17 protein-coding genes and 2 pseudogenes are annotated in these 26,042 nt (G+C 73.3%); 7 read left to right on the top strand and 12 right to left on the bottom strand.

The genetic code is table 11. The features are described from left to right. Positions 1-177 precede the first annotated feature (177 nt). The 5 genes and pseudogenes from IAG43_RS28870 to IAG43_RS28850 all read right to left on the bottom strand — a co-directional run bounded on the left by IAG43_RS28870 (position 178) and on the right by IAG43_RS28850 (position 6,674). Positions 178-714 (bottom strand): DoxX family protein, encoded by a 537-nt coding sequence (locus IAG43_RS28870; RefSeq protein ID WP_187743602.1) that lies wholly within the window; start codon positions 712-714, stop codon positions 178-180. Between the two features lie 188 nt (positions 715-902). Continuing rightward, entirely contained in the window at positions 903-2,411 is a 1,509-nt protein-coding gene (locus IAG43_RS28865) for a bifunctional transcriptional activator/DNA repair enzyme AdaA (RefSeq protein WP_187743601.1), read from the bottom strand. A 79-nt stretch (positions 2,412-2,490) separates the two neighbouring features. Beyond that, positions 2,491-3,717 (bottom strand): NAD(P)/FAD-dependent oxidoreductase, encoded by a 1,227-nt coding sequence (locus tag IAG43_RS28860; protein WP_187744693.1) that lies wholly within the window; start codon positions 3,715-3,717, stop codon positions 2,491-2,493. Between the two features lie 99 nt (positions 3,718-3,816). Continuing rightward, positions 3,817-5,202: pseudogene (locus tag IAG43_RS28855) on the bottom strand (FAD-dependent oxidoreductase); the annotation flags it as partial. Then, a complete protein-coding gene (locus IAG43_RS28850) occupies positions 5,199-6,674 on the bottom strand; it encodes an FGGY family carbohydrate kinase (RefSeq protein WP_187743600.1) in 1,476 nt (491 codons plus the stop codon). The gene IAG43_RS28850 and the pseudogene IAG43_RS28855, both read right to left, overlap by 4 nt. A gap of 755 nt (positions 6,675-7,429) precedes the next feature. Here IAG43_RS28850 and IAG43_RS28845 point away from each other — a divergent pair. The 3 genes from IAG43_RS28845 (at position 7,430) to IAG43_RS28835 (ending at position 11,322) form a co-directional block, all read left to right on the top strand. Then, the gene (locus tag IAG43_RS28845; protein WP_187743599.1) at positions 7,430-8,431 is read left to right on the top strand and encodes a hypothetical protein; all 1,002 of its coding nucleotides are present in this window, start codon (positions 7,430-7,432) and stop codon (positions 8,429-8,431) included. Positions 8,432-8,597: 166 nt separating this feature from the next. Further along, positions 8,598-10,127, top strand: coding sequence for an amino acid permease (locus IAG43_RS28840; RefSeq protein ID WP_187743598.1), 1,530 nt, complete (start codon positions 8,598-8,600; stop codon positions 10,125-10,127). Positions 10,128-10,305: 178 nt separating this feature from the next. Beyond that, the gene (locus IAG43_RS28835) at positions 10,306-11,322 is read left to right on the top strand and encodes a LacI family DNA-binding transcriptional regulator (RefSeq protein ID WP_187743597.1); all 1,017 of its coding nucleotides are present in this window, start codon (positions 10,306-10,308) and stop codon (positions 11,320-11,322) included. A 189-nt stretch (positions 11,323-11,511) separates the two neighbouring features. On the opposite strand, the gene IAG43_RS28830 is transcribed toward IAG43_RS28835, so the two are convergent. The 4 genes from IAG43_RS28830 to IAG43_RS28815 are packed head-to-tail and all read right to left on the bottom strand — an operon-like array spanning position 11,512 to position 17,243. Beyond that, positions 11,512-13,500: a beta-galactosidase gene (locus IAG43_RS28830; protein WP_187743596.1), complete on the bottom strand. Its 1,989-nt coding sequence runs from the start codon at positions 13,498-13,500 to the stop codon at positions 11,512-11,514. Positions 13,501-13,533: 33 nt separating this feature from the next. Continuing rightward, on the bottom strand, positions 13,534-14,484 hold the full coding sequence (locus tag IAG43_RS28825; RefSeq protein WP_187743595.1) for a carbohydrate ABC transporter permease: 951 nt from the start codon (positions 14,482-14,484) through the stop codon (positions 13,534-13,536). Beyond that, positions 14,481-15,548, bottom strand: coding sequence for an ABC transporter permease (locus IAG43_RS28820; protein WP_187743594.1), 1,068 nt, complete (start codon positions 15,546-15,548; stop codon positions 14,481-14,483). The genes IAG43_RS28825 and IAG43_RS28820 overlap by 4 nt, the downstream gene beginning before the upstream one ends. A gap of 3 nt (positions 15,549-15,551) precedes the next feature. Beyond that, entirely contained in the window at positions 15,552-17,243 is a 1,692-nt protein-coding gene (locus tag IAG43_RS28815; protein ID WP_187743593.1) for an extracellular solute-binding protein, read from the bottom strand. Positions 17,244-17,644: 401 nt separating this feature from the next. On the opposite strand from IAG43_RS28815, the gene IAG43_RS28810 reads away from it, so the two are divergent. Together IAG43_RS28810 and IAG43_RS28805 are read left to right on the top strand one after the other, a co-directional pair. Continuing rightward, positions 17,645-20,503: a glycoside hydrolase family 3 protein gene (locus IAG43_RS28810; RefSeq protein WP_187743592.1), complete on the top strand. Its 2,859-nt coding sequence runs from the start codon at positions 17,645-17,647 to the stop codon at positions 20,501-20,503. A gap of 205 nt (positions 20,504-20,708) precedes the next feature. Beyond that, positions 20,709-21,914 carry a S8 family peptidase gene (locus IAG43_RS28805; RefSeq protein WP_187743591.1) on the top strand — a complete coding sequence of 402 codons (1,206 nt, stop codon included), beginning with the start codon at positions 20,709-20,711 and terminating at the stop codon, positions 21,912-21,914. 353 nt (positions 21,915-22,267) lie between these two features. Here IAG43_RS28805 and IAG43_RS28800 read toward each other — a convergent pair whose 3' ends face one another. After that, on the bottom strand, positions 22,268-23,173 hold the full coding sequence (locus IAG43_RS28800; protein ID WP_246574604.1) for an SAM-dependent methyltransferase: 906 nt from the start codon (positions 23,171-23,173) through the stop codon (positions 22,268-22,270). A gap of 387 nt (positions 23,174-23,560) precedes the next feature. Between IAG43_RS28800 and IAG43_RS28795 the strand changes: the two genes are divergently transcribed. Both IAG43_RS28795 and IAG43_RS28790 read left to right on the top strand, forming a co-directional pair. Next, entirely contained in the window at positions 23,561-23,887 is a 327-nt protein-coding gene (locus IAG43_RS28795; protein ID WP_187743590.1) for a hypothetical protein, read from the top strand. 95 nt (positions 23,888-23,982) lie between these two features. Further along, positions 23,983-24,294: a DUF2917 domain-containing protein gene (locus tag IAG43_RS28790; RefSeq protein WP_246574603.1), complete on the top strand. Its 312-nt coding sequence runs from the start codon at positions 23,983-23,985 to the stop codon at positions 24,292-24,294. Between the two features lie 10 nt (positions 24,295-24,304). Here IAG43_RS28790 and IAG43_RS28785 read toward each other — a convergent pair. Together IAG43_RS28785 and IAG43_RS28780 are read right to left on the bottom strand one after the other, a co-directional pair. Next, a pseudogene (locus IAG43_RS28785) lies at positions 24,305-25,074 on the bottom strand (transposase). 70 nt (positions 25,075-25,144) lie between these two features. Beyond that, positions 25,145-25,708: an SUKH-4 family immunity protein gene (locus IAG43_RS28780; RefSeq protein ID WP_187743589.1), complete on the bottom strand. Its 564-nt coding sequence runs from the start codon at positions 25,706-25,708 to the stop codon at positions 25,145-25,147. Positions 25,709-26,042: the final 334 nt, after the last annotated feature.

Genomic DNA, 26,042 nt, shown 5'->3' with positions numbered 1-26,042 from the left:
GTCCCGGGATGGGGACGGGGCCGGACGCGTTCCCGGAGCCGAACGGGTCCTGTGGCGGCCGTCGGCAGCGGGGCCGGAGACGGCCGCCGGTGAACCGGACGGGACCCGGCCCGGCCGGGCCGGAGGACGACCGGGGGCACGCAGGCGGTCGCTGCCCTGCCGTGCGCGCGGCCGCGGTCACTCCTCTTCCGTGCCCTCGGCCTCCTCGACGACCTGGTCGCGGACGCGCTTGCCGACGATGGCCGCCGCCGCGACCGCGCTCGCGACGAAGGCGGTGGCGATGACCCAGGGCTGGTCGAACCGGTGCGAGGTCGCGTGGTCGAGGGAGTAGCGCCCCGGGCCGACCAGGCCGACACCGGCGGCCGTGAACCCCAGGTAGGCCGGGTACTCGAAGCCGCCCGACTGGGCGAAGAACCCCGCGGGCGCGTGCACGGACACCGCACCGGCCATGTTCCCGGCCGCGGCCGCGCCCGCCGCGGGCGTCGCGAGACCGAGCATGAGCAGCACACCCGAACCGGTCTCCGCGAGGCCGGCGGCCAGCGCGCTCTGCTTGGGCGGATGGAAGCCCATCGCCTCCATCCCCTTGGTGGTGCCCTCCAGGCCCCCGCCGCCGAACCAGCCGAAGAGCTTCTGCGTGCCGTGGGCCGCGAGCACGGCACCGGTGCCGAGCCGCAGGGCGAGCAGGCCGATGTCGCGTCGGAGGATGGTCGTCATGAGCGCTCCCGTGGGGCGGGCGGTGGTCGGGACGGACGTCCTCCACTCTCGGCCGGGACGGGGTCCCATCCGCTGCGTTGCTGAGCCGAACGGGTGAACGCGGCGACGGGCCCGCCGCGCGGAGCCCCACGGCCCGTCGCTCCGGGCGCACCGGCGCGGCCGGGCGCGGCCTCCCGGCGGGCAGCCGGTCAGCGGCGCCCGGCGAAGGCCAGGTGGGCCGCGGCGTAGGAGCGCCACGGCCGCCAGCGTTCCGGATCGGCGGCCGGCGGGACCGGGTCGCCGGGCACCAGGACGTCCGGGTCGCCGAGGGCATGGCGGCGGATGCGGGCAGCCGTGGCGGCCCCGATGCCGGGGAGGGCGGCGAGCCGGCGCTCGGTCTCGCCGCGGTCGGCGCCGGGGTCCAGGGCGATGTCGCCGCAGGCGAGCGCGGCGGCGAGCGCGCGCACGGCGGGCGGGCCCGCCGCGGCGAGCCGGGCCGCGTCCGGGAAGAGGCGTGACGGTCCGGTCCCGGAGCCGGTCGGCTCCCCGCCGTACGCGGCGACCAGTTCCGCGGCCCGTCCCCCGGCCGCGATGCGCAGGGCGCTCTCGTGGGGGTCGGCTGCTCCGGGCACCCGGAGCCCCGGGCGGGCCGCGACGAGGGGGGCGAGCAGCGGGTCGGCACCGAGCCGTTCGGCGACGGCCTCCGGGTCCGCGTCGAGGTCGAGCAGCCGGCGCATCCGCTGGGTCGCGGTGGTGAGGTCCCGCAGGTCGTCCAGGTGGAGGCGGCAGTCCAGCCAGGCACCGCCGGAGCGTTCGTGGACCTCGGCCACCGCGGGCCCGGCCGGCAGGGCGAGCGTGCGGCGCAGGACGCGGGCCCCCCTCGCTCCGGTGACCTCCTCCACGCCCGGCAGCGCGTCGGCCGCGAGCCGGTCGAACATGGCGGCGCGCTCGTACGGCCCCCGGTAGGCCAGGCGCAGCGGGACCCCTGAGGCGCCGTCGGGCCGGGCGCCGTGGCGGCCGCGCGACGAGCGGAGTTCGCCGGGGGTGGCCGCGCAGATCTCGCGGATGGTGTCGTTGAACTGCCGCACGCTGGCGAAGCCCGCGGCGAACGCGATCTCGGCCGCCCGGAGTGTCGTGGTCTGGAGGAGGATGCGCGCGGTGTGGCCGCGCTGGGCGCGGGCGAGGGCGATCGGACCGGCGCCGACTTCGGCGTTGAGCTGGCGCTGGACCTGGCGGGCGCTGTAGCCGAGACGGGCGGCGAGGCCGGACACGCCCTCGCGGTCCACCACCCCGTCGCCGATCAGCCGCATGGCGCGGCCCACCACGTCCGCGCGGACGTTCCACTCCGCGGAACCGGGCACGGCGTCCGGACGGCAGCGCCGGCAGGCGCGGTACCCGGCGCCCTGCGCGGCGGCCGCGGTGCGGAAGAAGGACACGTTGCGGCGCTTGGGGGTGACGGCGGGGCAGCTGGGCCGGCAGTAGATGCCGGTGGTGGACACGGCGAAGAAGAACACGCCGTCGAACCGGGCGTCCCGGCTGGTCACGGCCTCGTACCTGCTGTCCTCGGCCCACTCGGCCCGCTCGGCCGCGGTGCGGCCGGGCCCGGCCGGGTCCGTTCCGGCCGTACGCGTTGCGGCCCGGCGCGTTCCGGTGCGGTCGTCCACGGCCCGGCCCGTCCCGGCCGGGGTGCGCGCGAGTCGTGCGTCCTCGGTGGTCATGAGCCCAGTGTGCGGGCGGGTGACCGGCCCTTCCGGCGGGATTCGGACATCGTGACCGGGACGGCCGGAGAGGGACGGCTCAGGCGCGGTCTCCGGGCAGGAGGGTCAGGCGGACGGGGCCGGCGGACGGATCGGCGGCGGCGAGAAACGGGGCGTGGAGCGGGAAGGACCGGTCCGGCACAGCCGTCGCCGGCAGGGCGGCGCGGCCGATGACGCGGCCGGCCTGTGCGGCGACGAGCACCGGACGGGCGACGCGCTCGCCCGCGCGCAGGAGGAAGCGGCCACCGGGCGGCGGCGCGGGGGCGGCGGACAGCAGGTTCGGGGTGATCCGCAGCAGCGGCGCCGCCACCTTGACGGGGACGGCGGCGACGGCCGGGGCGCCGTGACCGGTCGCGGCACCGCCGGAGTGCAGGTGGCGCAGGACCGCCCGGGCCGCGTGGCGGCCCTCCTCGGCCGCGACCGCGGCCGGTTCGGTGCCGTGGAGCAGGTTCCCGGCGGCGAAGACTCCGGGAACCGTGGTCCGCAGGCCGGTGTCGACCGCCGGTCCGCGCGTGGCCGGGTCGAGGACGAGGCCGCCGAGGCGGGCGAGTTCGTGCTCGGGTGTCCAGTCGCCGGTCAGGACCACGGTGTCGCAGTCGATCAGCCGGTGCACGCCGTCGGCACAGCGCAGCCGTACGCCGGTGAGCCTGCCGCGCCCGGTCAGCTCGGTGACCGTCGCCCCGGTGACGACCGGGACCCGGCCGCGCGGCGACCGCAGCGGCGCCCGGGAGCGGTCGGTGACGAGGGCGACGACCTCGGTGCCCGCGGCGCGCAGTGTGCGCACCGCGGCCAGGGCGACGGACTCCGCGCCGACGACGACGGCCCGGCGGCCGGGGCGTCTGCCGTACAGGTGGACGTCCTGCTGGAGTTCGCCCGTGGTCAGCACCCCTTCGGGCCGGGTGCCCGGGATCAGCCGGGCGCCGCGCGACCGCTCCCGTGCACCCGTGGCGAGGACGACGGCACGGGCGGTGATCCGCTCCGGACCGTCCGGCCCGGAGACGTCGAGGGTGCGGGGCCCGGCCCAGCCGGTGGCGGCGACCCGGGTGCGCAGGACGGCGCCCGCCGCGACGGCGGCGGCGACCAGCGGCCGGACGTACACGGGGCCCTCGACGGGCCGGTGGCGCGGACCGAAGCCGCGGTGGAGGGAGTGGCGCGGGATGCCGCCGGGCTGCTGTTCGCGTTCGAGGATCTCGACACGGCCGGCGCCGAGGGCGGCGAGGCGCGCCGCGGCCGCGAGCCCGGCGGGCCCGGCGCCGACGACCAGCACGTCGACGTGCCGCTCCCGTCGGCCCGTGCCGCCGCCGCTCCCGGGGCGCGTCCCGGGCGTGAGCTGCGGCGGGGCGGCCGCGGCTGCCGCGCGGTGGGCCTCGAAGCGGGCGCGGACCGCGGCGCCGCAGAAGAAGCCCTGGCAGCGCCCGGCGCGGGCACGGGTGCGGCGCCGCAGGCCGTCGAGCGAGGCAGGGGGCACGGTGGAGCGCACCGCGTCACGGATCTCGCCCTCGGTCACGCGCTCGCAGTGGCAGACGACGGTGCCGTACGCCGGGTCGCGGGCGACGAGCCCGGCGCTGAGGTACGGGCGGGTCGCCTCCTCGCCGATCGGGGGCATGCGCACGGGCTCCGGCGGGCGGGCCGGACCGAGGTCGAGGCCGCAGTCGGCGAGCAGGCCCGCGACATGCGCGGCGATGGCCATCGAGGCCGTCAGGCCGGTGGAGCGGATGGACCCCACGGCCACGTAGCGCTGCGCCGGGTGGGCGCGGATGCGGTAGTCGTCGTGTTCGGTCGCGGCGCGCAGCCCCGCGTAGACGGCGGTGACCTCCTCGTGGTCGAGCGCGGGCAGGATGCGCCGGCCCTGCTCCCGGAGCGCGGTGAGCCCGGCCGCCGTGGAGTGGGTGGCCTGCTTGTCGTCGAGGTCCTCGGCCGTGGGGCCGAGGAGGACGTTGCCGTGCACGGTCGGGGCGACCAGGACGCCCTTGCCCAGCGCGGTGGGGACCGGCAGCAGGATGTGGCGGACCAGGGGGCGGGCGAGCCGGTCGTGGACGATGAGCTGGCCGCGCCGCGGAGTGACGGTGAAGTCGTGGTGTCCGAGGAGCCGGTCGACGTCGTCGGCGTGCAGCCCGGCCGCGTTGACGAGGTAGCGGGCGGTCAGGGTTCCCCTGCCGGTGGCGATCTCGTGGTGTCCGGCGCGGGTGGTCACGGCGTGGACACGGCAGTTGAGGTGGAGGCCGACCCCGGCGCGCACCGCCTGGGTGGCGTAGGCGAGCGTGGTGGTCCAGGGGCAGATGACGGACTCGCCGGGTACGTGGAGGGAGCCGAGCGCGCCGGGGCCGAGGTGCGGCTCGCGGGCGTAGGTGGCGGCGGCGCCGAGGAGCCGGGTGTCGTGGCAGCCGTTGCGCCGGGCCTTGGCGGCGAGGCCGGGGAGGGCGGCCAGCTGCTCCTCGTCCCAGGCGACCAGGAGTGCGCCGACAGGTTCGAGGGGGATGCCGCTCTCGGCGGCGTAGGCGGCGAGGAGGCGCTGCCCCTCGCGGACGAGCGTGGCCTCCAGCGACCCGGGGACGGCGTCGAAACCGGTGTGCAGGATGGCGGTGTTGGCCTTCGAGGTGCCGGTGCCGACGTCGTCCCCGGCGTCGACGACGGCCGTGGTCAGCCGGTGGTGCGCGAGGTGCCGGGCGATGGCGGTGCCGACGACGCCCGCGCCGACCACGACGACGTCGTGCGGGCCGCCGGGCAGCGGGCCGTGGGTGGTGACGGTCATGCGGTGGCCTGCGCCGGGAGGCCGGCGGCCGCGGCGGGCGGTGTGCGGGCGAGCAGCGCGTCCACCTCGGCACGGAAGCGGCCCATCCGCTCGGCGGCCTCGTCCGCGCCGATCCGGGGTTCGTAGACGGCGGACGGCTTCCAGCCGGGGACGGCGTCGCGCGTGCCGAGCGCGGGATCGGATCCGAGGCGGGCCACGGCCGCGACGCCGAGGGCGGTGGCGTCCGGCAGTGCCGAGACCTCGACGGGGAGCTGGAGCAGGTCGGCCTGGGTCTGCATGAGCAGGGCGGAGCGGGTCAGGCCGCCGTCGACCCGGAGCGTGGTCAGCGGGGTGCCGAGGTCGTGGGCGGCGGCCGCCGCGAGTTCCGCGACCTGTGCGGCGACGCCCTCGCACAGGGCGCGCACGATGTGGCCCGGGCCGGTGTCGAGGCCCAGCCCGGTCACGGAGCCGCGCAGGTCGCCGCGCCACCAGGGGGCGGCGAGGCCGGCGAGGGCGGGGACGAAGAGGACGCCGCCGCTGTCGGGGACCGTGCGGCCGACCCGGTCGAGGTCCGCGGCGCCGGAGATGACGCCGAGTCCGGTGAGCCATTGCACGGCGGACGCCACCGTGTAGACCTGCCCGTCGAGGCAGTAGCTGGTGTCGCCGCCGAGCCGCCAGGCGACGCAGCTCACCAGGCCGGTGGTGGTGCGCAGCGGCCGGGGTCCGGTCTGGGCGAGGAGGAACGCGCCGGTGCCGTAGGTGCACTTGGCGGTGCCCGGCTCGGTCACGCTCTGGGCGAGCAGCGCCGCCTGCTGGTCGACGAGGAGGCCGGTGACGGCGGTGGGCGGGCCGAAGGCGGTGGTGACGCCGACGGGGGCGTCGCAGTCGACGATCTCGGGGAGGCGTTCGGCGCCGAGGCCGAAGACCTCCAGGGCGCGCGGGGACCAGTCGGCCCGGTCGAGGTCGAGCAGCTGGGTGCGGCCCGCGGTGGCGGCGTCGGTGACGAACGCACCGGTGAGGCGGTGCACCAGCCAGGAGTCGCTGGTGGTGACGACTCCTTCGCGGGTGAGTTCGCGTCGGATCCAGGCCATCTTGGGCGCGGCGAAGTACGGGTCCAGGGGCAGCCCGGTGAGCTGCGTCAGTTCAGGCGCGTGCGGGGCGAGGCCGTCGCAGAGGGCGGCGGACCGCCGGTCCTGCCAGACGACGGCGTCGGTGAGCGGTTCGCCGTCCGCGGGGTTCCAGGCGAGGACGGTCTCCCCCTGGTTGGCGAGGCCCACGGCGGTGACGCCTTCACCGGCGTCGGCCAGTGCCGCGCGCCCGGCGTCGACGACGGAGGCGAGCAGTTCCCGCGGGTCGGCCTCGACCAGGCCGCCGGGGCCGTGGCGCGGGGTGACGGGTGCAAAGCCGGTGCCGATGACGCCTCGGTCGGGGCAGACGACCAGGGCCTTCGTCCCGGACGTGCCCTGGTCGACGGCGAGTACCGGTCCGGTCACGTGCGCCCCGTTCTTCCCTCGAGGAGAGCTTGATCGCTTGCCGGAAGCCTGGTGCAGCCTGCCTTTCCACGTCAAGAGCGCTTTTGCGCAAGGGAATTGATTGTCCGTCATGACCTTGATCCGGCGGCGTCCTTGAGTAAGATCGGCGCGGCTCGTCAGCGACGCGGGAACCGGAGCCGGTTCCCGCGTCCGCGCGGCGGCCATCGGCGCCCGGCCGACCACCGGACCCGCCGACCCGCTCGACGGACGACCGGCCACCCCGATGTCGTCCCGGCGGTTCACCGCACCGTGCGGCGGGGGACGCCACTGAACCGGACGGTCCCGCACACCGTCCGGTCGTACGCGCACGCCTCCTCACCGCCTCGAGGGAGTCATGACTCGCACCGCACCACCCGGCGTCCGACCACCGGGCACGCGACGCACCGGATCGGGGGCCGCCGGGCCGTGTTAGTCCTGCCCCCTGCCGTCCCGGCCCCCGCCCGCCCGCCGTGCGGGGCGGCGCCGGGGACCCGTCCGTCCCGCGTCCGCTTACGTCACCGGGGCACCCGCCCGTCCTGCCGCCCGCCGCGCGGCCGCGGCGCGGCGCTCCCCGGACGGCTCTCCGGGCGCGGTCTCCCGGCGGCACCGATCCGGCCGACGCCGACCCGGCCGGAGAGAGTGCGCCCCCGTCCCCTGCCGCTGCTGCCCGTGCGGCACCCGGGGCGCCTGCGCCCCGCGCACCGCACCGCCCGCGGCCTCCGCCGGGGGGCGCGCTGATGGCCCCGGACGCGTTCCGCCCCAAGTACCACCCCGCCGGTCACGACGGCCCGCTGCGCGGCGCGGTCCAGGAGCTGCGCACCGGCAGGTGGCTGGCCATGCGGGAGCTGCTGGCGTCGACGCCCGACTGGGCGCTGTGGACCCAGCGGACCCAGGTGCTCGCCGCGGTCGCCGCCGGATCGGACACCGTGCGGGCCTGGCGCTCGGAGGAGCCCGACAGCCCGGCCGCGGCGGTGATGCACTGCCGGGTCACGGTGGAACGGGCGCTGCGCGCCCACCGCGAGGGCCACCACCGCACCCAGGAGCTGTGGCATGACGCCTGGCAGGCCTGCCGGGACGCCTCGCAGGCCGCGCCGGACGACCCGGTGCCGTGGGTGTGCCTCCTCGCGCTCGCACGGCTCGACGCGGGCCAGCGGCTCGACGAGCACCGCGTCGCGCCTCCGGGGCCGATGCTCTTCCCCGGACCGTGGGGCCTGCTCGCCCAGGCCGACCGGCGCGATCCGCACAACCGCGAGGCGTACCACCGGATGCTCCAGTTCGTGTACGCCCGCCGGCCCGGGGCGCACCTGTCCGAGGCGGTCAACTACGCCCAGTGGGCGGCGTCCACGGCGCCCGACGGCTCGGCGCTCAAGGTGCTGCCGCTGCACGTCCGGGTGGAGCGCTACCGCCGCGACCAGGGCCAGGAACGCGCCCTCGACCTGCACTGGGTGACCGACGACGCGGCCCGCGACGCCGAGTGGGCGCTGCGGGGCTGGTTCGACGCGTGTCCCCCCGGCAGACGGGCGCTGCCGGACCTGAGCCACCTGGCGCACGCCCTGTGGGGTGCGCAGCGCTTCACCGAGGCGGCGCGGGTCTTCGAGGCGCTGGGCCCGTACTGGACCACCCAGCCCTGGTCGTACCGCACCCGCGATCCCGGTGACGCGGTGCTCGCGGAGGAGGTGTTCCTGCGCGCCCGCGGCCGGTGTCTGGCCGTCGCCCGGGAGTCGGGCGGGGCGGTCTGACGCCTCGCCGGACCCCTGCCGGTGCCGCCGGGCGCGCACCGCCCCGGCACCCGCGCGCCCGCCCCGCCGCCCACCGCCGCCCCCTCCTGCCCGTCCGCCCGTATGCCGCCCGGTTCGGCGGCTCACCGTTCCCGAGCAACCCGCCCTTCCCCACGGAGGTTTCCCGATGTCCGTCTCCCCGCCGAAGTGGTCGGCCTCCGACCGCACACCCCCCAAGGACGAGGAGGAACGGCTGCGGGAACTGGGCTACCAGCCGGTCCTCGCCCGCCGCATGGGCGGCTTCGGCAACTTCGCGATCAGCTTCTCGGTGATCTCGATCCTGTCCGGCTGCATGACGCTCTACGGTTTCGGCCTGAACACCGGCGGCCCCTCCGTGATGCTCTGGGGCTGGCTGGGCGTCGGCCTGTTCGTGCTGTTCGTCGGGATGGCACTGGCCGAGGTCACCAGCGCCTACCCGACGTCGGGCGCCCTCTACTACATGGCCGACCGGCTCGGCGGCCGGAAGTGGGGCTGGTACACGGGCTGGCTGAACCTGCTGGGCCTGCTCGGGGCGATAGCCGGCATCGACTACGGCTGCGCGCTGTTCATGGGCGCCTTCTTCAACCTCCAGTTCGGCTTCGAGCCGACGCCCGGCTCCACGATGGTCATCTTCGTGTGCATCCTGCTGCTGCACGCGACGCTCAACCTGTTCGGTGTGCGGCTGGTCAGCCTGCTCAACTCGATCAGCGTCTGGTGGCATCTGGCCGGCGTCGCGCTGATCGTGGGCGCCCTGGTGATCGTGCCCTCCGACCACCAGTCCCCCGAGTTCGTGTTCGGCGAGTTCGTCAACGGAACCGGCTGGGACAACCCCGTCTACGTGGCGGCCATCGGCCTCCTGCTCGCCCAGTACACGTTCAGCGGGTACGACGCCTCCGCCCACCTGTCCGAGGAGACGTCCAACGCCTCGGTGACGGCGGCCAAGGGCATCGTGCGCTCCATCTGGGTCTCCTGGATCGCCGGCTTCGCGCTGCTCGCGGGTCTCACGTTCGCCATCCAGGACTACGCCGGCACCCAGGACAGCGCGACGGGCGTGCCGCCCGCGCAGATCCTCATCGACGCCCTCGGCACCGGTGCGGCCTCCGCCCTGCTGCTGGTCGTCATCGTGGCGCAGCTCTTCTGCGGCAACGCGGAGGTGGCGGCCGCCAGCCGCATGGTGTTCGCGTTCAGCCGCGACAACGCCCTGCCGGGTTCGGCGCTGTGGCGCAAGGTGAGCAGCCGGACCCAGACGCCGGTGCCCGCCGTGTGGCTGTCGGTGGGCTTCGCCTGTGTGCTGGCCCTGCCCTCGCTGTGGTCGCCGACGGCGTACGGCGCGGTCACCGCGATCAACGTCATCGGCATCACCCCGGCGTACGCCATCCCCGTGTACCTGCGGCTGCGGGCGGGCGACCGGTTCGAGCCCGGTCCGTGGAGTCTGGGCCGCTGGAGCAAGCCGGTCGGCTGGGTGGCCGTGTCCTGGGTCGCCGTGGTCACCGTGCTCTTCTGCCTCCCGCAGTCCCACCCGGTGACCGTCGACTCGATGAACTACGCCTCGATCGCGCTGGCGACGGTGCTGGTGCTGGCGACGGTGTGGTGGTTCGTCGCCCGGCGCTCGTACGGCACACCGGCCGCGTACGGCAGTGCGCGCGAGCAGGCGCGGATCGAGGAGGACATCGTCTGAGGCGGGCGCCCGGTCCGTCAGCACGGTCCGTCAGCCCGGTCCGTCAGCACGGCCGTCCACCGTCCGCCCGCCGAGGGGCCCGTTCCGTGGGACGGGCCCCTTCCCGCGCCCCGGCAGGTAGCCTGGCCGGGAGGCGACTGTCGAAGCGCTTCAATTCCTCTGATCTGCGGGAGAGCGGATGGTCACCCTTGCCGAGGTCGCCCGGCACGCCGGAGTCTCGGCCAGCACCGTGAGCTACGTCATCAGCGGGAAGCGCGCGATCTCCGCCGGGACGCGGGAGCGGGTGCGGCGGTCCATCCGCGAACTGGGCTACCACCCGCACGCGGGCGCCCGCGCGCTGGCCGGCAGCAGGTCGCACATCATCGCCCTGATGGTACCGCTGCGCACCGAGCTGTACGTGCCGGTGATGATGGAGATCGCCGTCACCGTCGCGCGGGCCGCCCGCACCCACGGATACGACGTCCTGCTGCTCACGGGCGAGGAGGAGCCGGACGCGGTGCGGCGGGTGGTCGGCAGCAACCTCGCCGAGGCCATGATCGTCATGGACGTCGCGCTGGACGACCGGCGCCTGGAGCTGCTGCGCTCGGTCGACCGGCCGTCCGTCCTGGTGGGGATTCCGGCCGACGCGGCCGGACTGACCTGTGTGGACCTGGACTTCTACGCCACCGGCGCGGTGTGCGTGGAGCACCTGGCGGGCCTCGGGCACCGGGAGATCGCCGTCGTCGGCGAGGCGGCCGCGGTCTACGAGCGGCGCACCGGGTTCGCCGAACGCACCCTCGCCGGAATCCGGGAGCGGGCCGGGCAGCTCGGCGTGCGGATGCTCCACCGGCCCTGCGAGGGCGGCTACGAGGGGGTGTCGGCGGTGCTCTCCCGCATCCTCGACGAGCGGCCCGGCACGACCGGTCTCGTCGTCCAGAACGAGGCCGCGGTCGAACCGCTGCTGGCGGTGCTGCGCCAGCGCGGGCGTGCCGTGCCCGAGGACGTGTCGGTGGTCGCCGTGTGCCCCGAGGAGGTGGCGACGCAGGGGTCCGTGCGGCTCACGTCGGTGGCCGTCCCGGCACAGGAACTCGGCCGGCAGGCCGTCGAGGCCCTGATGGCCCGGCTCGCCGGCCGTCCGGCGGGCGAAGTCCTGCTGCTGCCGCCGTCCCTGACGGTCCGTGACAGTTCGGGCCCGGCACCGGCGGCGGGCGTCTGACGGGCTCGTCCGGGCGGCGCCGTCCCCGGGACGGCGGGGGACGGTCCGCCCCGGCGGGGCGGCCGGCTGCCCGCGGGCCGCGGCCGCCGCCCTCCCCCGTCCCGGGGACGGCGGTGGCGCCACGCTGTCAGGGGCGCGGCGCCACCGGGTCCCTCCGGCGGGTGCCGGGGTCCACGGGGCCGGACGGGGTCAGACCGGGTCGAGGACGGCGACGCCGAAGCGGGGCAGGCGCACGGCCTCCCGTACCTCGGTGTCCGTCAGGAGGTCGCGGTGCGTGCCGGGGACGGGCACGGTCACCGGGTCGCGTCCGTGGTTGAGGACGAAGAGCAGCGGGCCGCGGCGCACGGCCTCCACCTGGAGGGGCAGCCCGTCGAGGGCGGGTGCCACGCCCGCCTCGCGGGCGGCGTCCTCGAGGAGGCCGCGCAGGGCCTCCGGCTCGGGCAGGGTGCTGACGTACCGGGCGTTCCCGTGCCGCAGGACGGCGGGCAGTCCGGCGAGCTCGCCCGACGCGTACGAGGCGACGGCTCGGGCGCCGGGCGCCGGCTGGATCTCCTCCGACCAGAGCGTGCCGTGGAACGTGCCGCAGTCGGCGCGCTCCCCCTCCGCGAGGGGCCACCACTCGTGCAGGACGTCGATGCCGAGCAGTTCGCGCAGCCGTGCGTCCATGCCGCCGGGGCGGACGCGGTCGTCGGTGTCGGCGATCCCGGTGAGGAAGCCGCACACCAGGGTGGCGCCGGCGCGGACGCGGGCCACCAGGGCGTCGATCGCGTCGTCGGAGAGCAGGTACAGCTGCGGCACGACGACGAGCCGGTAGGCGTCGAGGTCCTGTGCGGGGTGGGCGAAGTCCACCGGGATGTGCGCCTCCCACAGGGCCCGGTGCCAGGCGCGCAGGACGTCCTCGTAGGCGACGAGCCGTGAGGGGCGGGCCTCCTGGGCGGAGCCCCACCAGGCGTGCCAGTCGTGCAGGATCACCGCCTCGGCGCGCTGGCGCGTGCCGGCGGCACGCGGTCCGATGCGGGCGAGGTCGGCGCCGATCCGTTTGGTCTCCAGGAAGCCGCGGCCGCGTTCACCGGCGTGGGACACCATCGCGGAGTGGAACTTCTCGGCCCCCTGCCGGGACTGGCGCCACTGGAAGTAGCAGACGGCGTCGGCGCCACGGGCCACGGACTGGAGCGACCAGAGCCGGTTGAGGCCCTCGGGCTTGGGCCGGTTGACGTCACGCCAGCTCACCGCGCCCGCGGCCTGCTCCATCAGCATCCAGGGTCCGCCGGCCTGCGAGCGGGTCATGTCGGCGATCATGGCCTGGTACTGCCCGGCGTGCGGGTCGGCGGGGTCGGGGTAGGTGTCGACGGAGACGACGTCCTCGTGGCGGGACCACTCCCAGGCGTCCTGGCCGAAGAAGAGCGGCATGAAGTTGGTGGTCACGGGGATGCCGGGGGCGTGGCGGCGCACGATGTCGCGTTCGGCGCGGAAGCACTCCAGGAGCATGTCGGACGAGAAGCGCCGGAAGTCGAGGATCTGCGCGGGGTTGCGCAGGTAGTGGGCGCGGCGCGGTGGCAGGATCTCGTCGAAGGTGTCGTAGCTCTGTCCCCAGAAGGCGCTGCCCCAGGCGTCGTTGAGCGCGCCGGGTGTGCCGTAGCGGTCGGTGAGCCAGCCCCGGAAGGCGCGCGCCGCGTCGTCCCCGTAGTCGTAGGTGCAGTACTCGTTGTTGATGTGCCACATGAGCAGCGCGGGGTGGTCCGCGTACCGTGCGGCGACCGCCTCGGCGATGGCTGCGGCCGCGCGCCGGTAGTCGGGGCTGGCGGGTGCGAAGTGCTGGCGCGAGCCCCACCACTCGGTGCGGCCGTCCTCGTCGACGGGCAGCGTCCCGGGGTGGAGGCGGCCGAGCCACGGCGGCGGGGAGGCGGTCGGGGTGGCGAGCACGACCCCGATGCCGTGGGTGTGCAGGAGGTCCATGAGCCGGTCGAGCCAGCCGAAGTCCCGCACCCCGGGGCGTGGTTCGATACGGGCCCAGGAGAAGACACCGACGGTGACGGAGGTGACGCCGGCCTCCTTCATCAGCCGGACGTCCTCCTCCCAGACCTCCTGGGGCCACTGTTCGGGGTTGTAGTCGCCGCCGAACAGGATGCGGCCGCGGGTGGCGTCCGCGAGGGTCGGCGGTGTGCCGGGTGTGCTCATGGCGTACCTCACAGCTCGTCGGGGGACGGGGGCTCAGCCCTTGACCGCGCCGGTGAGCATGCCCTTCTTGAAGTGTTTCTGGACGAACGGCGACAGCACGGCGACGGGCAGCAGGGCCAGCACCATGACGGCCATCTGGATGGCAGTGCCGGAGAGGTCGCCCGCGCGGACGGCCATGTTGAGGCCGACGGGGATCTCCTGCTTCTGCACCAGCTGGATGAGCACGTTCTGGAGCGGCATCATCTGCTGGTCGGTGAGGTAGATGGAGGCGTTGAACCAGGCACTCCAGTAGCCGACCGCGTAGAAGAGGGTGATGACGGCGACGACGGCCCGGGAGAGCGGCAGCACGATCTGCCACAGGATGCGCCAGTCGCCGGCGCCGTCGATGCGGGCGCTGTCGACGAGTTCGGAGGAGATGCCCATGAAGAAGCCGCGCAGCACGAGGATGTTGAAGACGCTCACCGCTCCGGGCAGGATCAGCGCGAGGTAGGTGTCGGTCAGCCCGAGGGTCTGCACCAGCAGATAGGTGGGGATGAGCCCGGCGCCGAAGAACATCGTCACCATGAGGGTCATCAGGATGAGGCGGTGTCCGACCGAGCCCGGCCGGGACAGCCCGTAGGCGCACAGCACCGACACGACCATGGAGAACAGGGTGCCGGTCACCGTGACCCCGACGCTGACCAGCGCCGCGCGGGTGACCTGCCCGCCGCTGAGCAGCTCCTGGTAGGCGACGAAGGTGATGTCCTTCGGGAAGATCACCAGGCCGCCCGCCTCGGTGATCGTCTCCTTGCTGGACAGGCTGGTGACGACGATGATCCAGAGCGGGACGAGGACGGCCAGGCAGGCGAGGACGATGACGGTGCCCTTGGCCGCGCTGCCCGCCTTGCTGGGCGGCTCCTCCCAGACGGGGCGCGGCGGGGCGGCGAACCGGCCGGGCCGGCGCGGTCCGCGGCTCGGCGCGGGCCGGTCGATGACGGCGGTCACTTGCGGTACACCCCCTGCTCGCCCATGAGGTGGGCGGTCTTGTTGGCGGCCAGCACGAGCACCAGGCCGACGACGCCCTTGACGAGTCCGGCGGCGGCCGCGTAGCTGAAGTCCTGGTTGCGGATACCGGTCCACCACACGAAGGTGTCGAGGACCTCGGAGGCGCCCGGTCCCACGGCGTCGCGTTGCAGCAGGAGCTGCTCGAAGCCGACGGTGAGCGCGTCGCCGACGCGGAGCACCAGCAGCAGGGCGATGACGGGCCGCAGCGCGGGCAGGGTGATGTGCCACATGCGGCGCCAGCGGCCCGCGCCGTCCATGGCGGCGGCCTCGTAGAGGTCGTGGTTGACGGCGGCCAGCGCGGCGAGGAAGACGATCAGGCCCCAGCCGGCGTCCTTCCAGATCCCCTCGAAGGTGACGAGGAACTTGAAGGCTTCGGGGTTGGTCATGAGGTCGAAGCCCTCGTAGCCGTGCTGCCGCAGTTCCTGGGCGATGATGCCGGCGCCGCCGAGGATCTGCTGGAAGACGGTGATGACGAGCACCCAGGAGAAGAAGTGGGGCAGGTAGAGCACCGCCTGGACGACGGCCCGCACCCCCGGCCGCAGCAGGCTGTTCACCAGCAGGGCGAGCGCGATCGGGATGGGGAAGTAGAGCACGAGCTGGAGGAAGAACAGCACGAACGTGTTCTCGACCGCGTGCCAGAAGTCCGGGTCGCCGAAGACCCGTTCGAACTGGGCCATGCCCACCCAGGGGCTGTTGGCCATCGCGGTGATGCCGTTGGTGGAGACGTACGGGTCGTACTCCTGGAAGGCGATGACGTTGCCGAGGATCGGCACGTAGTTGAAGACGACGAGCAGGAGGACCGCGGGGAGTGTCATCAGGAGCAGGGTGCGGTCGCGGCGCAGCCGCCTGCCGAGCGGGATCCTCCCCGCCTTCGCGGCCCTGCCCTTCTCGGGCCCGCCGCCCGCCCGCTTGCGGAGCCCGGCGGGCCGGGCCCGGTCGGAGACCGGGCCCGGCTGCGGTGTGCTGTCGGCCGGGGCGGGGCCCGGCGCGATGTCGTGCGCCATGGATCAGCCCGCCGCGGGGGCCGAGGTGTCGAGGATCTTCTTGTACCAATCGCGGAGCTCGTCGCCGCCCTTGGTCTTCCACTCCGAGACGGCCTGCTGCATGTCGGCGATCTTCTTGCGGCCGCGGACGATGTCCTTCTCCAGCTGCTCGAAGTCGTTGGCCAGGTTCGTCCACTGGTTGGGCTCGGTGATGGTGAGTCCGTAGAAGGAGGACTTCTTGGTGAGGGCGCCCATCCGCTGCTGCCACTCGATCATCGCCTTGGTGACCTCGGGCTGGTCGGGGTGGGCGATGTAGGGGGCCGGGCTGGCCATGAAGCCCCAGGCGTTGGAGACCTGGTTGTTCCCGGCGTCGGTCTTGGTCGGCAGGCCGTTCTCGACGGTGTAGTGGGTGCCCTCGACGCCGTACTCGGTGAGCATGCGCTCCTTGGTGCCGTACGGGGCGGAGGTGAAGTCGGCCATGGCGAGGATGTCCTCGACGGCCGCCTTGGGGGTGCCCTTCTTCACGAAGGCCCAGATGTTCGCCGGGTTGGTGGCCCACAGGGTCGGGGCCTGGCCGTCGTGGCCGGGGATGTCCATGGCGGCCATGGCGAAGTCGGGGTTCTGGCCGACCTGCTCGACGGTCTTCTGGTACCAGTGGGAGACGTCGTTGTTGTACATGAGGATCTGGCCGGAGGTGAAGCGGTCCCCGGCGTCGCCCTGGTTGTCGGCGCGCGCGTCGGGGTGGACGACGCCCGCCTCGAACAGCTTGCGCACCCACTCCAGCGCCTCGAGGTACTCGGGCGTCTCGATGCGGTGGATCAGCTTTCCGTCGACGAGGTTCCAGGCGAGCGGCTTCTCGCCGCCGTTGAGCACGCCGAACATGTTGTAGGCGGTCCAGCGCATGTCGTCGCAGGCCCACACCTTCGCCTTGGCGTCGGTGATCTCCTTGGCGAGGGCCATGAACTCGTCGGCGCTCTTCGGCGGCTGCCAGCCCTTCGCCTCGAAGAGGTCGGCGCGGTAGAAGGGCGCGATGTTGGTGACGTACGAGGCCGGCATCGGCAGTCCGCGGAGCCTGCCGCCGAAGATGGAGCGCTGCCAGGCGTCGGTCGGGATGGCGGCGAGGTTCGGGTACGCCTTGACCTTGTCGCCGGAGAGGTAGGGGCCGAGGTCCTCGAACTTGGCGTTGATCGCGCCGGGGATCTTGCCGTTGAGGTTCCAGCCGGGGACGACGACGAGGTCGGGGATCGCGCTGCCCGCGAGGACGGCGCCGAGCTTGTCGGCGTAGGTGTTGCCGTCCTGGTTCTGCCAGGTGACCTTGACGCCGATGGCCTCGTTCATGGCCTTGTAGTACGGGTTGTCCGGGGCCGGCGGCGGACCCCAGAAGGGCGCCATGGCGGTGAGCTCGCTGCCCTTGCCCTTCTTGGCGGCGACCGAGGTCTGCAGCTGCGCGGTGGCGATCGCGGTGGTGAAGCCGGCGGCGGAGCCGTTCTTGGACGGGATGTCGGGGGTGACGACGGCCCGGGCGGCGAACGTGGGAAGGATCTTCTGCGCGTCCTTCCCGCTGGTCGTGCCCTCGTTCTTCTTGTTCTCCGCACCGCCGCACGCGGCGAGCAGCGGCATCCCGCCGGCCACGGCGACGGCCGCGACGGCGGTGGAGGACAGGAACGTTCTGCGGCTGGTGGCCGGAATGCCCACGTCGGTGGCGTTCGGCGTCATTGCGTCAACCCTTCATGCCTGTGGTACGCGCCAGGACACCCGGCGGATCGCGTCCGCCGGTCGGCTGCGGTGTCTGTGGTGGTGCGAGAGCTACTGCGGTGCGGACGCGGGCGGTTCAGGACTGGCGCCTGGACGAGCGGTCCGTACCGCCGTCATGACCGAGGGCTTCCGAAGATTCGTCGAAGCGCTTCGATGTTGCTGCGAGGTTAAGTGAACGCCCCCCGCCGGGCAAGGGCGGGAACCGATATTCCTCGGATCTTTCGCCCCCCTTGCGCCTGTTGGCCCCGACCGCCCCGACACCTGTCCGGCAGCGGAACGGTGCTTGACACCGGCCGTGGGCCCACCAGAGCATCGAAGCGCTTCAACCGACATCGCTCTCCACCTGGCAAGGGGTTCCGTCCGTGACAGCTGACCGGCCGCCGCTCTTCCGTGACCCGCAGTCGGCCGCCGGCCGACGCGTCGACGACCTGCTCGCGCGGCTGACGGCCGACGAACGGATCGCGATGCTCCACCAGTTCGCCCCGGCCGTCGAACGGCTCGGCGTCGGGCCCTTCCGGACCGGGCAGGAGGCCCTCCACGGGGTCGCCTGGATGGGTCCGGCCACCGTCTTCCCCCAGGCCGTGGGCCTGGGCGCCACCTGGAACCCGGAACTGGTCCGCAGGATCGGCGAAGCCGTCTCCCGGGAGGTCCGGGCCATGCGCGCCAAGGACGACCGGGTCGGCCTCAACGTCTGGGCGCCGACCGTCAACCTGCTGCGCAACCCGCTGTGGGGCCGCAACGAGGAGGGCTACTCCGAGGACCCGCACCTCACCTCCGCCATCGCCGTCGCCTACACCCGGGGGCTGCGCGGCGACCACCCCGTGCACTGGCGCACCGCGCCGGTCCTCAAGCACTGGCTCGCCCACAACAACGAGACCGACCGGGACGTGTCCTCCGCCTCCGTCCGCCCCCGCGTCCTGCACGAGTACGACCTGCGGGCCTTCCGGGGCGCGGTCGAGGCCGGCGCGGTCGCCGGCGTGATGCCCGCGTACAACCTCGTCAACGGACGCCCCAACCACCTCTCCCCCTGGCTCCGCGAACACCTGCGGGCCTGGACCGACCGCGAACTGCTGGTCTGCTCCGACGCCGGGGCGCCCTCCAACCTCGTCGACTCCGAGAAGTACTTCGCCACCCACGAGGAGTCGACGGCGGCCGCCCTGCGCGCGGGCGTGGACTCCTTCACCGACCACGGCACCGACGGCTCGGTGATGGGCGCCCGACTGCGCGGGGCGCTCGCCCAGGGGCTCCTCGACCAGGAGGACGTCGACCGGGCCGTGCGCCGGCTGCTCACCGTCCGCTTCGCGCTGGGCGAGTTCGACGACGACCCGCACGCGCACGACACCGCCTACGACACGCCCGCGCACCGGGAGCTGGCACGGGAGGCCGCCGAACAGGCGATCGTCCTGCTGCGCAACGAGCCGCGCGCCGACGGGCCGCTGCTGCCGCTGCCCGACGGCGCCCGGATCGCGGTCGTCGGCCTGCTCGCCGACGAGTGCAAGCTCGACTGGTACAGCGGCAGCCTGCTGCACCGCAGCTCCCCGCTCGACGGACTGCGCGAACGCTTCGGCGCCGTCGAGTACGCGGAGGGCACCGACCGGGTACGGCTGCGCGCCGCCTCCGGGGGCCTGCTCAGGGTGCCCGAGAGCGACGCCGCCGACCTGGCGCGCGGCGCCGACGGCGCGCTCGACCCGGCGCTGCTGGCCGGCCGGACCGACCTGCCGCCGCTGACGCTCACCGACCCGGGCGACCCGGACGGCACCGTGTTCGCCGTGACCGACTGGGGCCACGGGGTGCTCACCCTGCGCGCCCCCGACGGGCGGTACCTCTCGGTCGCCGACGACGGCTTCGTGCGCGCCTCCGCGGACCAGCCGGGCGGCTGGGTGGTCCAGGAGACGTTCCGGCTGGTACCGGCAGGAAACGGTCACGGCGCACACCTCCTCCAGCACATCGCCACCGGGCTCCACGTCCATGTCGCCGCCGACGGCGTGAAGGTTGCCGCCGAGGGGGAGACCTTCACGGTCGTGTACGAGGAGCGCGGCGAGGACGCGGTGGCACGGGCCGCCGCGGCGGCCGACGTGGTCGTGGTGGTCGCGGGCAACGACCCGCACATCAACGGACGCGAGACCGAGGACCGCCGCACCCTCGCCCTCCCCCCGCACCAGGAACGCCTCTGGCGGGCCGCCCGCGGCGCCAACCCCGACACGGTGCTCGTCCTCACGTCGTCCTACCCGTACGCCGTGCCGGAGGCCGCCGCGGAGCTGCCCGCCGTGCTCTGGACCGCCCACGGCGGCCAGGCCGCCGGCACGGCGCTCGCCCGGGTGCTCGCCGGCGACGCCTCCCCCGCCGGACGCCTCCCCCAGACCTGGTACCGCGACGACGCGGACCTCGCCGACCTGATGGACTACGACGTCATCGGCAGCCGGCAGACCTACCTCTACTTCGCCGGGGAGCCCCTGTTCCCCTTCGGCCACGGCCTGTCGTACACCCGGTTCGCCTACACAGACCTGACCGCGCAGCTCTCGGCCGGCTCCGTCCACGTGCGCTTCACCGTCACCAACAGCGGGACGCGCGCCTCGGACGAGGTGGCGCAGGTCTACGTCAGCGCCACCGGGGCCGGCGTGCCGCGCCCCGCCGCCGAACTCGCCGCGCACGAGCGGTTCCACCTCGCGCCCGGCGAGTCCCGCCAGGTGGCGTTCGACATCCCCGTGGACGTCCTCGGCCACTGGGACGTGGCCCACGGACGCTGGACCGTCGAGCCGGGGCGCTACGAGATCCTCGCGGCGGCGTCCAGCACGGACGTCCGGCTGCGCACCGCGGTGGAGGTCGCCGGATCGGCCTCCGCGCCGCGCCCCGCGCTCGTCACCGGCCTGGAGGCGGCCGACTGGGACGAGCAGTCGGGCACGGTCCTCGTCGACCGCACCCGGACCCACGGCGACGCGGTGGCCCCCGAAGGGGCGGAGTGCGGCCTGCTCTACCGCCGATGCGACCTCGCGGGCGGGGCGGACGCGGTGACGGTCGAGGCCTCCGGGGAGGGCACGGTGGAGGTCCGCCTCGACGGCGGGGAGCGGGTGGCCTCGGTGACCGTCCCCGCGACCGGGGGTCCGTACGCGTACGTCACGGTGACCGCGCCGGCGTCGGTGCCCGCCGGGACGCACGATCTGCGGGTCGTCCTGCGGGGCACGGTGCGGCTCGCCCGTCTGGATTTCGTCCCTCGCGGCTGACGGACGACGGTATTTGTTGCGCGTACATGCCAAATTTATTGACTGTCCGTCAACTCCCTTGAAACACCGCCGTTCGTGATCGAGTCTCGAAGCCAGGCCCGGACGCCGCACTCCAGCGTCCGGCGCCGTGCACGCGACCCCGCGTGCACCCCCCCACAGCACGCGCCGCACACGGCGTGCGCTGCCCAGAGGAGGCTCACTCGCCATGGCACCACTGCGCAGCAAGAAGGCCCGCACCGCTGCCGTCACCACCCTGACGGCAGCGGCCCTCGTCACCGGGCTCACCGCACTCCCCGCCCAGGCCGCCCCGGCCGAGGGCACCGTCCTCGCCGCCGGCTCCCCCACAGCCGTCAAGGACAGCTACATCGTCACCCTCGCCGGGGACGCGGGCTTCACCGCGTCCGCCGCGAACGCCAAGGCGCTCGCCAAGGAGTACGGCGGCACGGTGAAGAAGACGTTCCGCCACGCGCTGAACGGCTTCACCGCCGAACTGTCGGCCGCCGAGGCCCGCAGACTGGCGGCCGACCCGGCCGTCGCCTCCGTCGAGCAGGACCAGACCGTCCGGGTGAACGCCACCCAGACGAACGCGCCCTGGGGCCTCGACCGCATCGACCAGACGTCCCTGCCGCTGTCCGGCACCTACACCTACCCGGACACCGCGGGCAGCGGAGTGACCGCGTACGTCATCGACACCGGCGTGCGCATCACCCACTCCCAGATCAGCGGCCGGGCGTTCAACGGCTACGACGCCGTCGACAACGACAACGTCGCCCAGGACGGCAACGGCCACGGCACCCACGTGGCCACCACCATCGCGGGCACGACCTACGGCGTCGCCAAGAAGGCGAAGATCGTGGGCGTCCGGGTGCTCAACAACGCGGGCTCCGGGACGATCGCCGGCGTCATCGCCGGTGTCGACTGGGTGACCGCCAACCACTCCGGCCCCTCCGTCGCCAACATGTCCCTCGGCGGCGGCGCCTCCACCACCCTGGACGCCGCCGTGCGGCGCTCCATAGCCAGCGGGGTGACGTACGCGGTCGCGGCCGGCAACAGCAACGCGAACGCCTCCTCGTACTCCCCGGCCCGCGTCACGGAGGCGATCACCGTCGGCGCGACCACCAGCACGGACGCGAGGGCGAGCTACTCCAACTACGGCTCGGTGCTCGACCTCTTCGCCCCGGGCTCGTCGATCACCGCCGGGTGGCACACGAGCGACACCGCGACGAACACCATCTCCGGCACCTCGATGGCGTCGCCGCACGTCGCGGGTGCCGCCGCGGTCTACCTCGCCGGGCACACCTCGGCGACCCCGGCCCAGGTCTCCGCGGCGCTGGTCGCCGGGGCGACCACGGGCGTCGTCACCAACCCGGGCAGCGGTTCCCCGAACCGCCTCCTGAAGCTCGTGCCGTAGCCCTCCGGGGTGCGCGGGGGGCGTCGGGCCGTTGGCCCGGCGCCCCTTTCGCGCGGGGGGGGCCTTGCCGGGGCGGGGGCGGTTTCCGCGGGGGCGGGCGTTGCGTTCGGGTGCGGGTGTGTGGGTGGCGCACCCACGCTGCGCGCGGGTTGTCCTCAGACGCCGGACAGGCTTTGTTGCCCGGTCGGGCATGTTTCCTTTTGTGCGGGCGGGGGTGGTGCACCCCCGCTGCGCGCGGGTGTCCTCAAGCGCCGGACGGGCTTGAGTTGCCCGAACCGGGTCCGCACCGCAGGACGAAAGTTGCGGGTCCCTCCGGAGGCTAGAGCGCCCGCTCGCCCCAGACTTGACTGCCCCTAGCTCGACGACCGTCGGGCGCTTACGCCTCCTGCGCGCCCCGTGTCCGCGGCGAACGCACCGGCCGGACGGGGCGAGGCGCAGGCGGTGAAGTGCGGCGCCCTGTCGTCGTACGGCGCGCCGGTGAGGTCGCCGAGGATACGCACGCCGGTGAAGCCGGCGGCGACGAGCTCGGCGGTCAGTTCCTCCGGGGTGAAGTAGCGGACCCAGTTGAAGAAGACGCGCTGGCGCTCGGCTTCCACGATCGCGAACGTGTCGAGGGAGACCCGCTCGTGTTCATAGCGAAAGGTGTTGTGGAAGCCGAAGTAGGGCTGGTCGGACCAGAAGCCGTCCATCAGGGCGGGCGCGTAGGAGGCCTGCTCCGTGACTCCGGCGAAGGCCGCGGCGGAATCGACGTCGAAGACGAAGGAGCCGCCGGGGGCGAGGTGTTCGCGGACGGTGCGGAGCAGTGCGGCGCGGCCGTCGGGTGCCAGGGCGCAGTAGTCGCGCATGATCATGATGATCAGGTCGTAGCGCGTCGCTTCGCGGTAGGTGAGGTAGTTCCGGAGCAGGTGGCGGACGGGAAGGCCGTCGTGCGCGGCGAGTGACCGGGCGTGGTCGAGTGACCGGGTCGAGAGGTCCAGTCCGGTGACCTCGGCCCCCGTGCGGGCGAGGCGGGTGGTGTACAGGCCGGGACCGCAGCCGAAGTCGGCGACGCGCACGCCCTCGCCGATGCCGAAGGAGTCGATCATCCAGGCCACCGCCTGCTCCACGTAGGCGGTCCGGTACGACGACAGATCGAGGTTCGGGTCGAGGTGGGCGGCGAGCATCTTCCCGGAGATGTGGGGATCGCTCCAGAGCTCGGGGGTCGTGGTGGTGGCGTAGAGGGCGGGGCAGGCGTTGACGGCCGCGAGCTGTTCGAACACGGGGCTTCCTTGCTGTGTTGTGGCCAGGAAGAAGACCGGGGGTCTCGTGCGTACAGGGGTCAGCCGAAGAGCGGGGCTGTGCGCCGGGAGGCGTGAGGAGGGGGCGCGCCTGCGCGGGTCACGGACATGCCGGTCTCGGGCGGACCGCGGCCCCGTAGCCGCGGGATCGGCTGTACGGGTGCGGCGGGCTGCCGGGCATGAGGGACTTCACGTTCAGAGGCGCATGGGCGTGATTGTACCGTCCGGTGCCGCGGAGCCCTCAGCCGGAGGACGGCCAGTGGTGGCACCGACCGGTGCGCTACCTTTCGTCCGGACAGAACCACAAAGCTGCCGTCCGGACCGAAAGTAATGAACATGTCGCGGGAGCCGACTCGGGAGGATCAGGGCATGAAGAATCGCCTCAAAGTGATGGCGGACTACGGTTGCTTCCCGCTGTGGCTTCCCGACGAGATCGACAACATCGCCCCTGAGGACACAAGGCTGGGGCTGACAACCGACCTGGTGAAACGCCTCACGGCCTGGGCCGCCGAGTTCGACGCGATTCTCCAGTGGGACGATCCTGCTTCTTCAGACTTTCCCTCTCCTCAAGCCGAGGATGAGTTCGCGGAGACCGGCGCGGACATCTCGCGAGCAGTCGCAAAAGAGCTCGGGCAGGACTGGGCTGTCACCTATTTCGACCTCAGAAGCGGGAGGGAGCAGGTCGTTCCTTCCTAAGGCTGGGCGGTGGGGTAAGGGCCGCCAAGGCGCTGGCGCGGCTGGGTGGATAGCGTGTAGAGGTTCATGCATGAAGCAACGGGCCTGGGGGACGCGTGGGACGCAGCTGGCTACCTGTGGAGAATGCGGGCGCCAGTGACCTCTGGCTCTTTGTCGAACCGTACGGTGAGGACTACTGGCTGAAGCCCGGGGAGGTCTTCGCGGTCGCTCCGGAGGACGCGGGGATCGATGTCTGCTTCTCTATCGCTGTCTGCCAGGAGGGCATCACGGTGTGGCTCTATGAGGACGGTGACCCGACCAAGGTCGTCCTGGAGTACACAGTGACTGACGCTGACGGTAAGCGGCTGGATTGCGGGCACCAGAGGCCCCCGAAGCCGGCGGGCTCCGGCGCGACCGAGCCGGGCTGAGCCCACTCGCTCACCGGGTCAGTGCAAGATTGTGCAGCTGGGCAATACCCAACTTGGCGTGGTGGACGCCGTCGCCTTTCAGACGGCAGTCGCGGAGGATCTTCCAGTCTTCATGCGGGCGAAGGTGTGCTCGGCTCGGGCACGGACTTTCCGGTGGGAGGTGTTGTGGGCTTCCTTCCAGGCCGGCAGCTCGCTCTGGCCGGGTTCTCGGCGGTGCGGGATGATGAGACCGGTGCCGCGGTAGCCGCCGTCGGCAATCACAGCGGTGTTGCCGACCGAGCTCTTGGCTCCCGACAGTTCCCACGCCTTGCAGTCGTTGCGGCTTCCGGGCACGGGCCGTCCGACGGAGACGACAAGGCGTGAGTCGGAATCGATGACGACCTGGTGGTTGGTGGAATAGCGGTAGTTCTTGAACTGCTCCGCCACACTGTGGTCCCGTGTCGGCACCAGGGTGCCGTCCACGATCAGCACCGTGTCTCTGCGGAAACGGCTCCGCAGCCGCAGCGCGAACAGGGGCCCAAGCTGGCTCACGATCCGGCCCGCGGCCGACTTCGAGATCCCGAACAAGGGAGCCAGCTGCCGCAAGGTCAGGTTCGTTCGCCAGTACGCGGCAACCAGCAACTCCCGGTCCTCCAGCGGCAGACTCCACGGACGGCCCCTGCGAACGAGGGGCGGGCCTTCGCGCCGCAGCATGGTGATCAGTTTCCCGAACTGCTTCGGACTCAGCCCGGAGTACGGCGCTATCCATGACGGCTCCGACGCCGTGATCACAGCCCCCACATGAAGATCATCTCAGCCATGGCATCCCTGCACGGTCCAGACCTACGGGCCCTGGACCTGCCGACCGAGGTCAGTAGAGCCAGCGGTCCAGGAGCCCTGGCCACAGAAACCCCTCGTAGCCGCTGAAGGCCGCCGGGTCGATCTCCTTCAGCTCCTCGGACAGCCGGTTCAGCTCGGCGAAAGCCCGCTCCTCCTCCTCCTCCTCAGAGAAGTACTCCTCGGGACCGTCAGGCTCGGTGAGAAGCTCAGAGGCTGTGACGCGGCTGCCGTAGTGGTGAAGGACGTCGAGCCACACGCCGACACCCGAATTGGCGAACCATGCCTCCCCGTCTGGCATGACGAAGTAGACCGCCCCGGTCTCCGGCTCGACGCCGAACGATGACTGCTCGGCCGGCTCATCAGGGTCCGCCTGCTCGGTGAGACGGTAGAGCGGGCCCCGGGACGTGTGCAGGGACGGCTCAGCCTCGCTCTGCATCACGACTCGTTCAATGAGGCGCGGAGCTACCGGGATGCCCACCTCGACAAGCTGCGCCTTCGCGGAGTCCGGGATCCGCCAGTCGGCCACCACGTCCCGTCCGGCTCGCGTGACACGCCCCAGACCGGCCCACTCGGTCAGCTGGTCGTACGTCGCCATCGAACGGCCCTCTTCCATCGGCTGTGCTCCTGACCCTATCGAGCCGGCCTCAGGTCAGAGCATGGCCGCATTTGCGGGACAGCCCTTAGCTAGTACTGCGCCAGGCGGCGCTCGCCTCGGGGGAATCGATGTGGGGCCTGCGGCGATGAGCCGGCCGAAGGCCGTTGTCCGGGCCTGTCGAAGGGGACGTGGTCGGCGGTCCACGAAGTCCGCTTGCTGGTGGGGAAGGCATTCCAGTCGTCGGCGATCTCGCCGCCGTTCTGATGGCGAAGCAGGTCGATCAGGACCGGGTCCGCAATCGTGATCCACATCGTTGACGACGACGGCTTCGAGG

This window comes from Streptomyces genisteinicus (assembly GCF_014489615.1).
Taxonomy (GTDB): domain Bacteria; phylum Actinomycetota; class Actinomycetes; order Streptomycetales; family Streptomycetaceae; genus Streptomyces; species Streptomyces genisteinicus.
Note: the sequence above shows the minus strand (reverse complement) of the source record. Positions and strands in the feature narration are given on the sequence as shown.

Excerpts from the sequence above, each read along its gene's own strand:
- IAG43_RS28870 (WP_187743602.1), bottom strand. The coding sequence starts at position 714 with ATGACGACCATCCTCCGACGCGACATCGGCCTGCTCGCCCTGCGGCTC.
- IAG43_RS28865 (WP_187743601.1), bottom strand. The coding sequence starts at position 2,411 with ATGACCACCGAGGACGCACGACTCGCGCGCACCCCGGCCGGGACGGGC.
- IAG43_RS28845 (WP_187743599.1), top strand. The coding sequence starts at position 7,430 with ATGGCCCCGGACGCGTTCCGCCCCAAGTACCACCCCGCCGGTCACGAC.
- IAG43_RS28840 (WP_187743598.1), top strand. The coding sequence starts at position 8,598 with ATGTCCGTCTCCCCGCCGAAGTGGTCGGCCTCCGACCGCACACCCCCC.
- IAG43_RS28835 (WP_187743597.1), top strand. The coding sequence starts at position 10,306 with ATGGTCACCCTTGCCGAGGTCGCCCGGCACGCCGGAGTCTCGGCCAGC.
- IAG43_RS28830 (WP_187743596.1), bottom strand. The coding sequence starts at position 13,500 with ATGAGCACACCCGGCACACCGCCGACCCTCGCGGACGCCACCCGCGGC.
- IAG43_RS28820 (WP_187743594.1), bottom strand. The coding sequence starts at position 15,548 with ATGGCGCACGACATCGCGCCGGGCCCCGCCCCGGCCGACAGCACACCG.
- IAG43_RS28815 (WP_187743593.1), bottom strand. The coding sequence starts at position 17,243 with ATGACGCCGAACGCCACCGACGTGGGCATTCCGGCCACCAGCCGCAGA.
- IAG43_RS28805 (WP_187743591.1), top strand. The coding sequence starts at position 20,709 with ATGGCACCACTGCGCAGCAAGAAGGCCCGCACCGCTGCCGTCACCACC.
- IAG43_RS28795 (WP_187743590.1), top strand. The coding sequence starts at position 23,561 with ATGAAGAATCGCCTCAAAGTGATGGCGGACTACGGTTGCTTCCCGCTG.
- IAG43_RS28780 (WP_187743589.1), bottom strand. The coding sequence starts at position 25,708 with ATGGCGACGTACGACCAGCTGACCGAGTGGGCCGGTCTGGGGCGTGTC.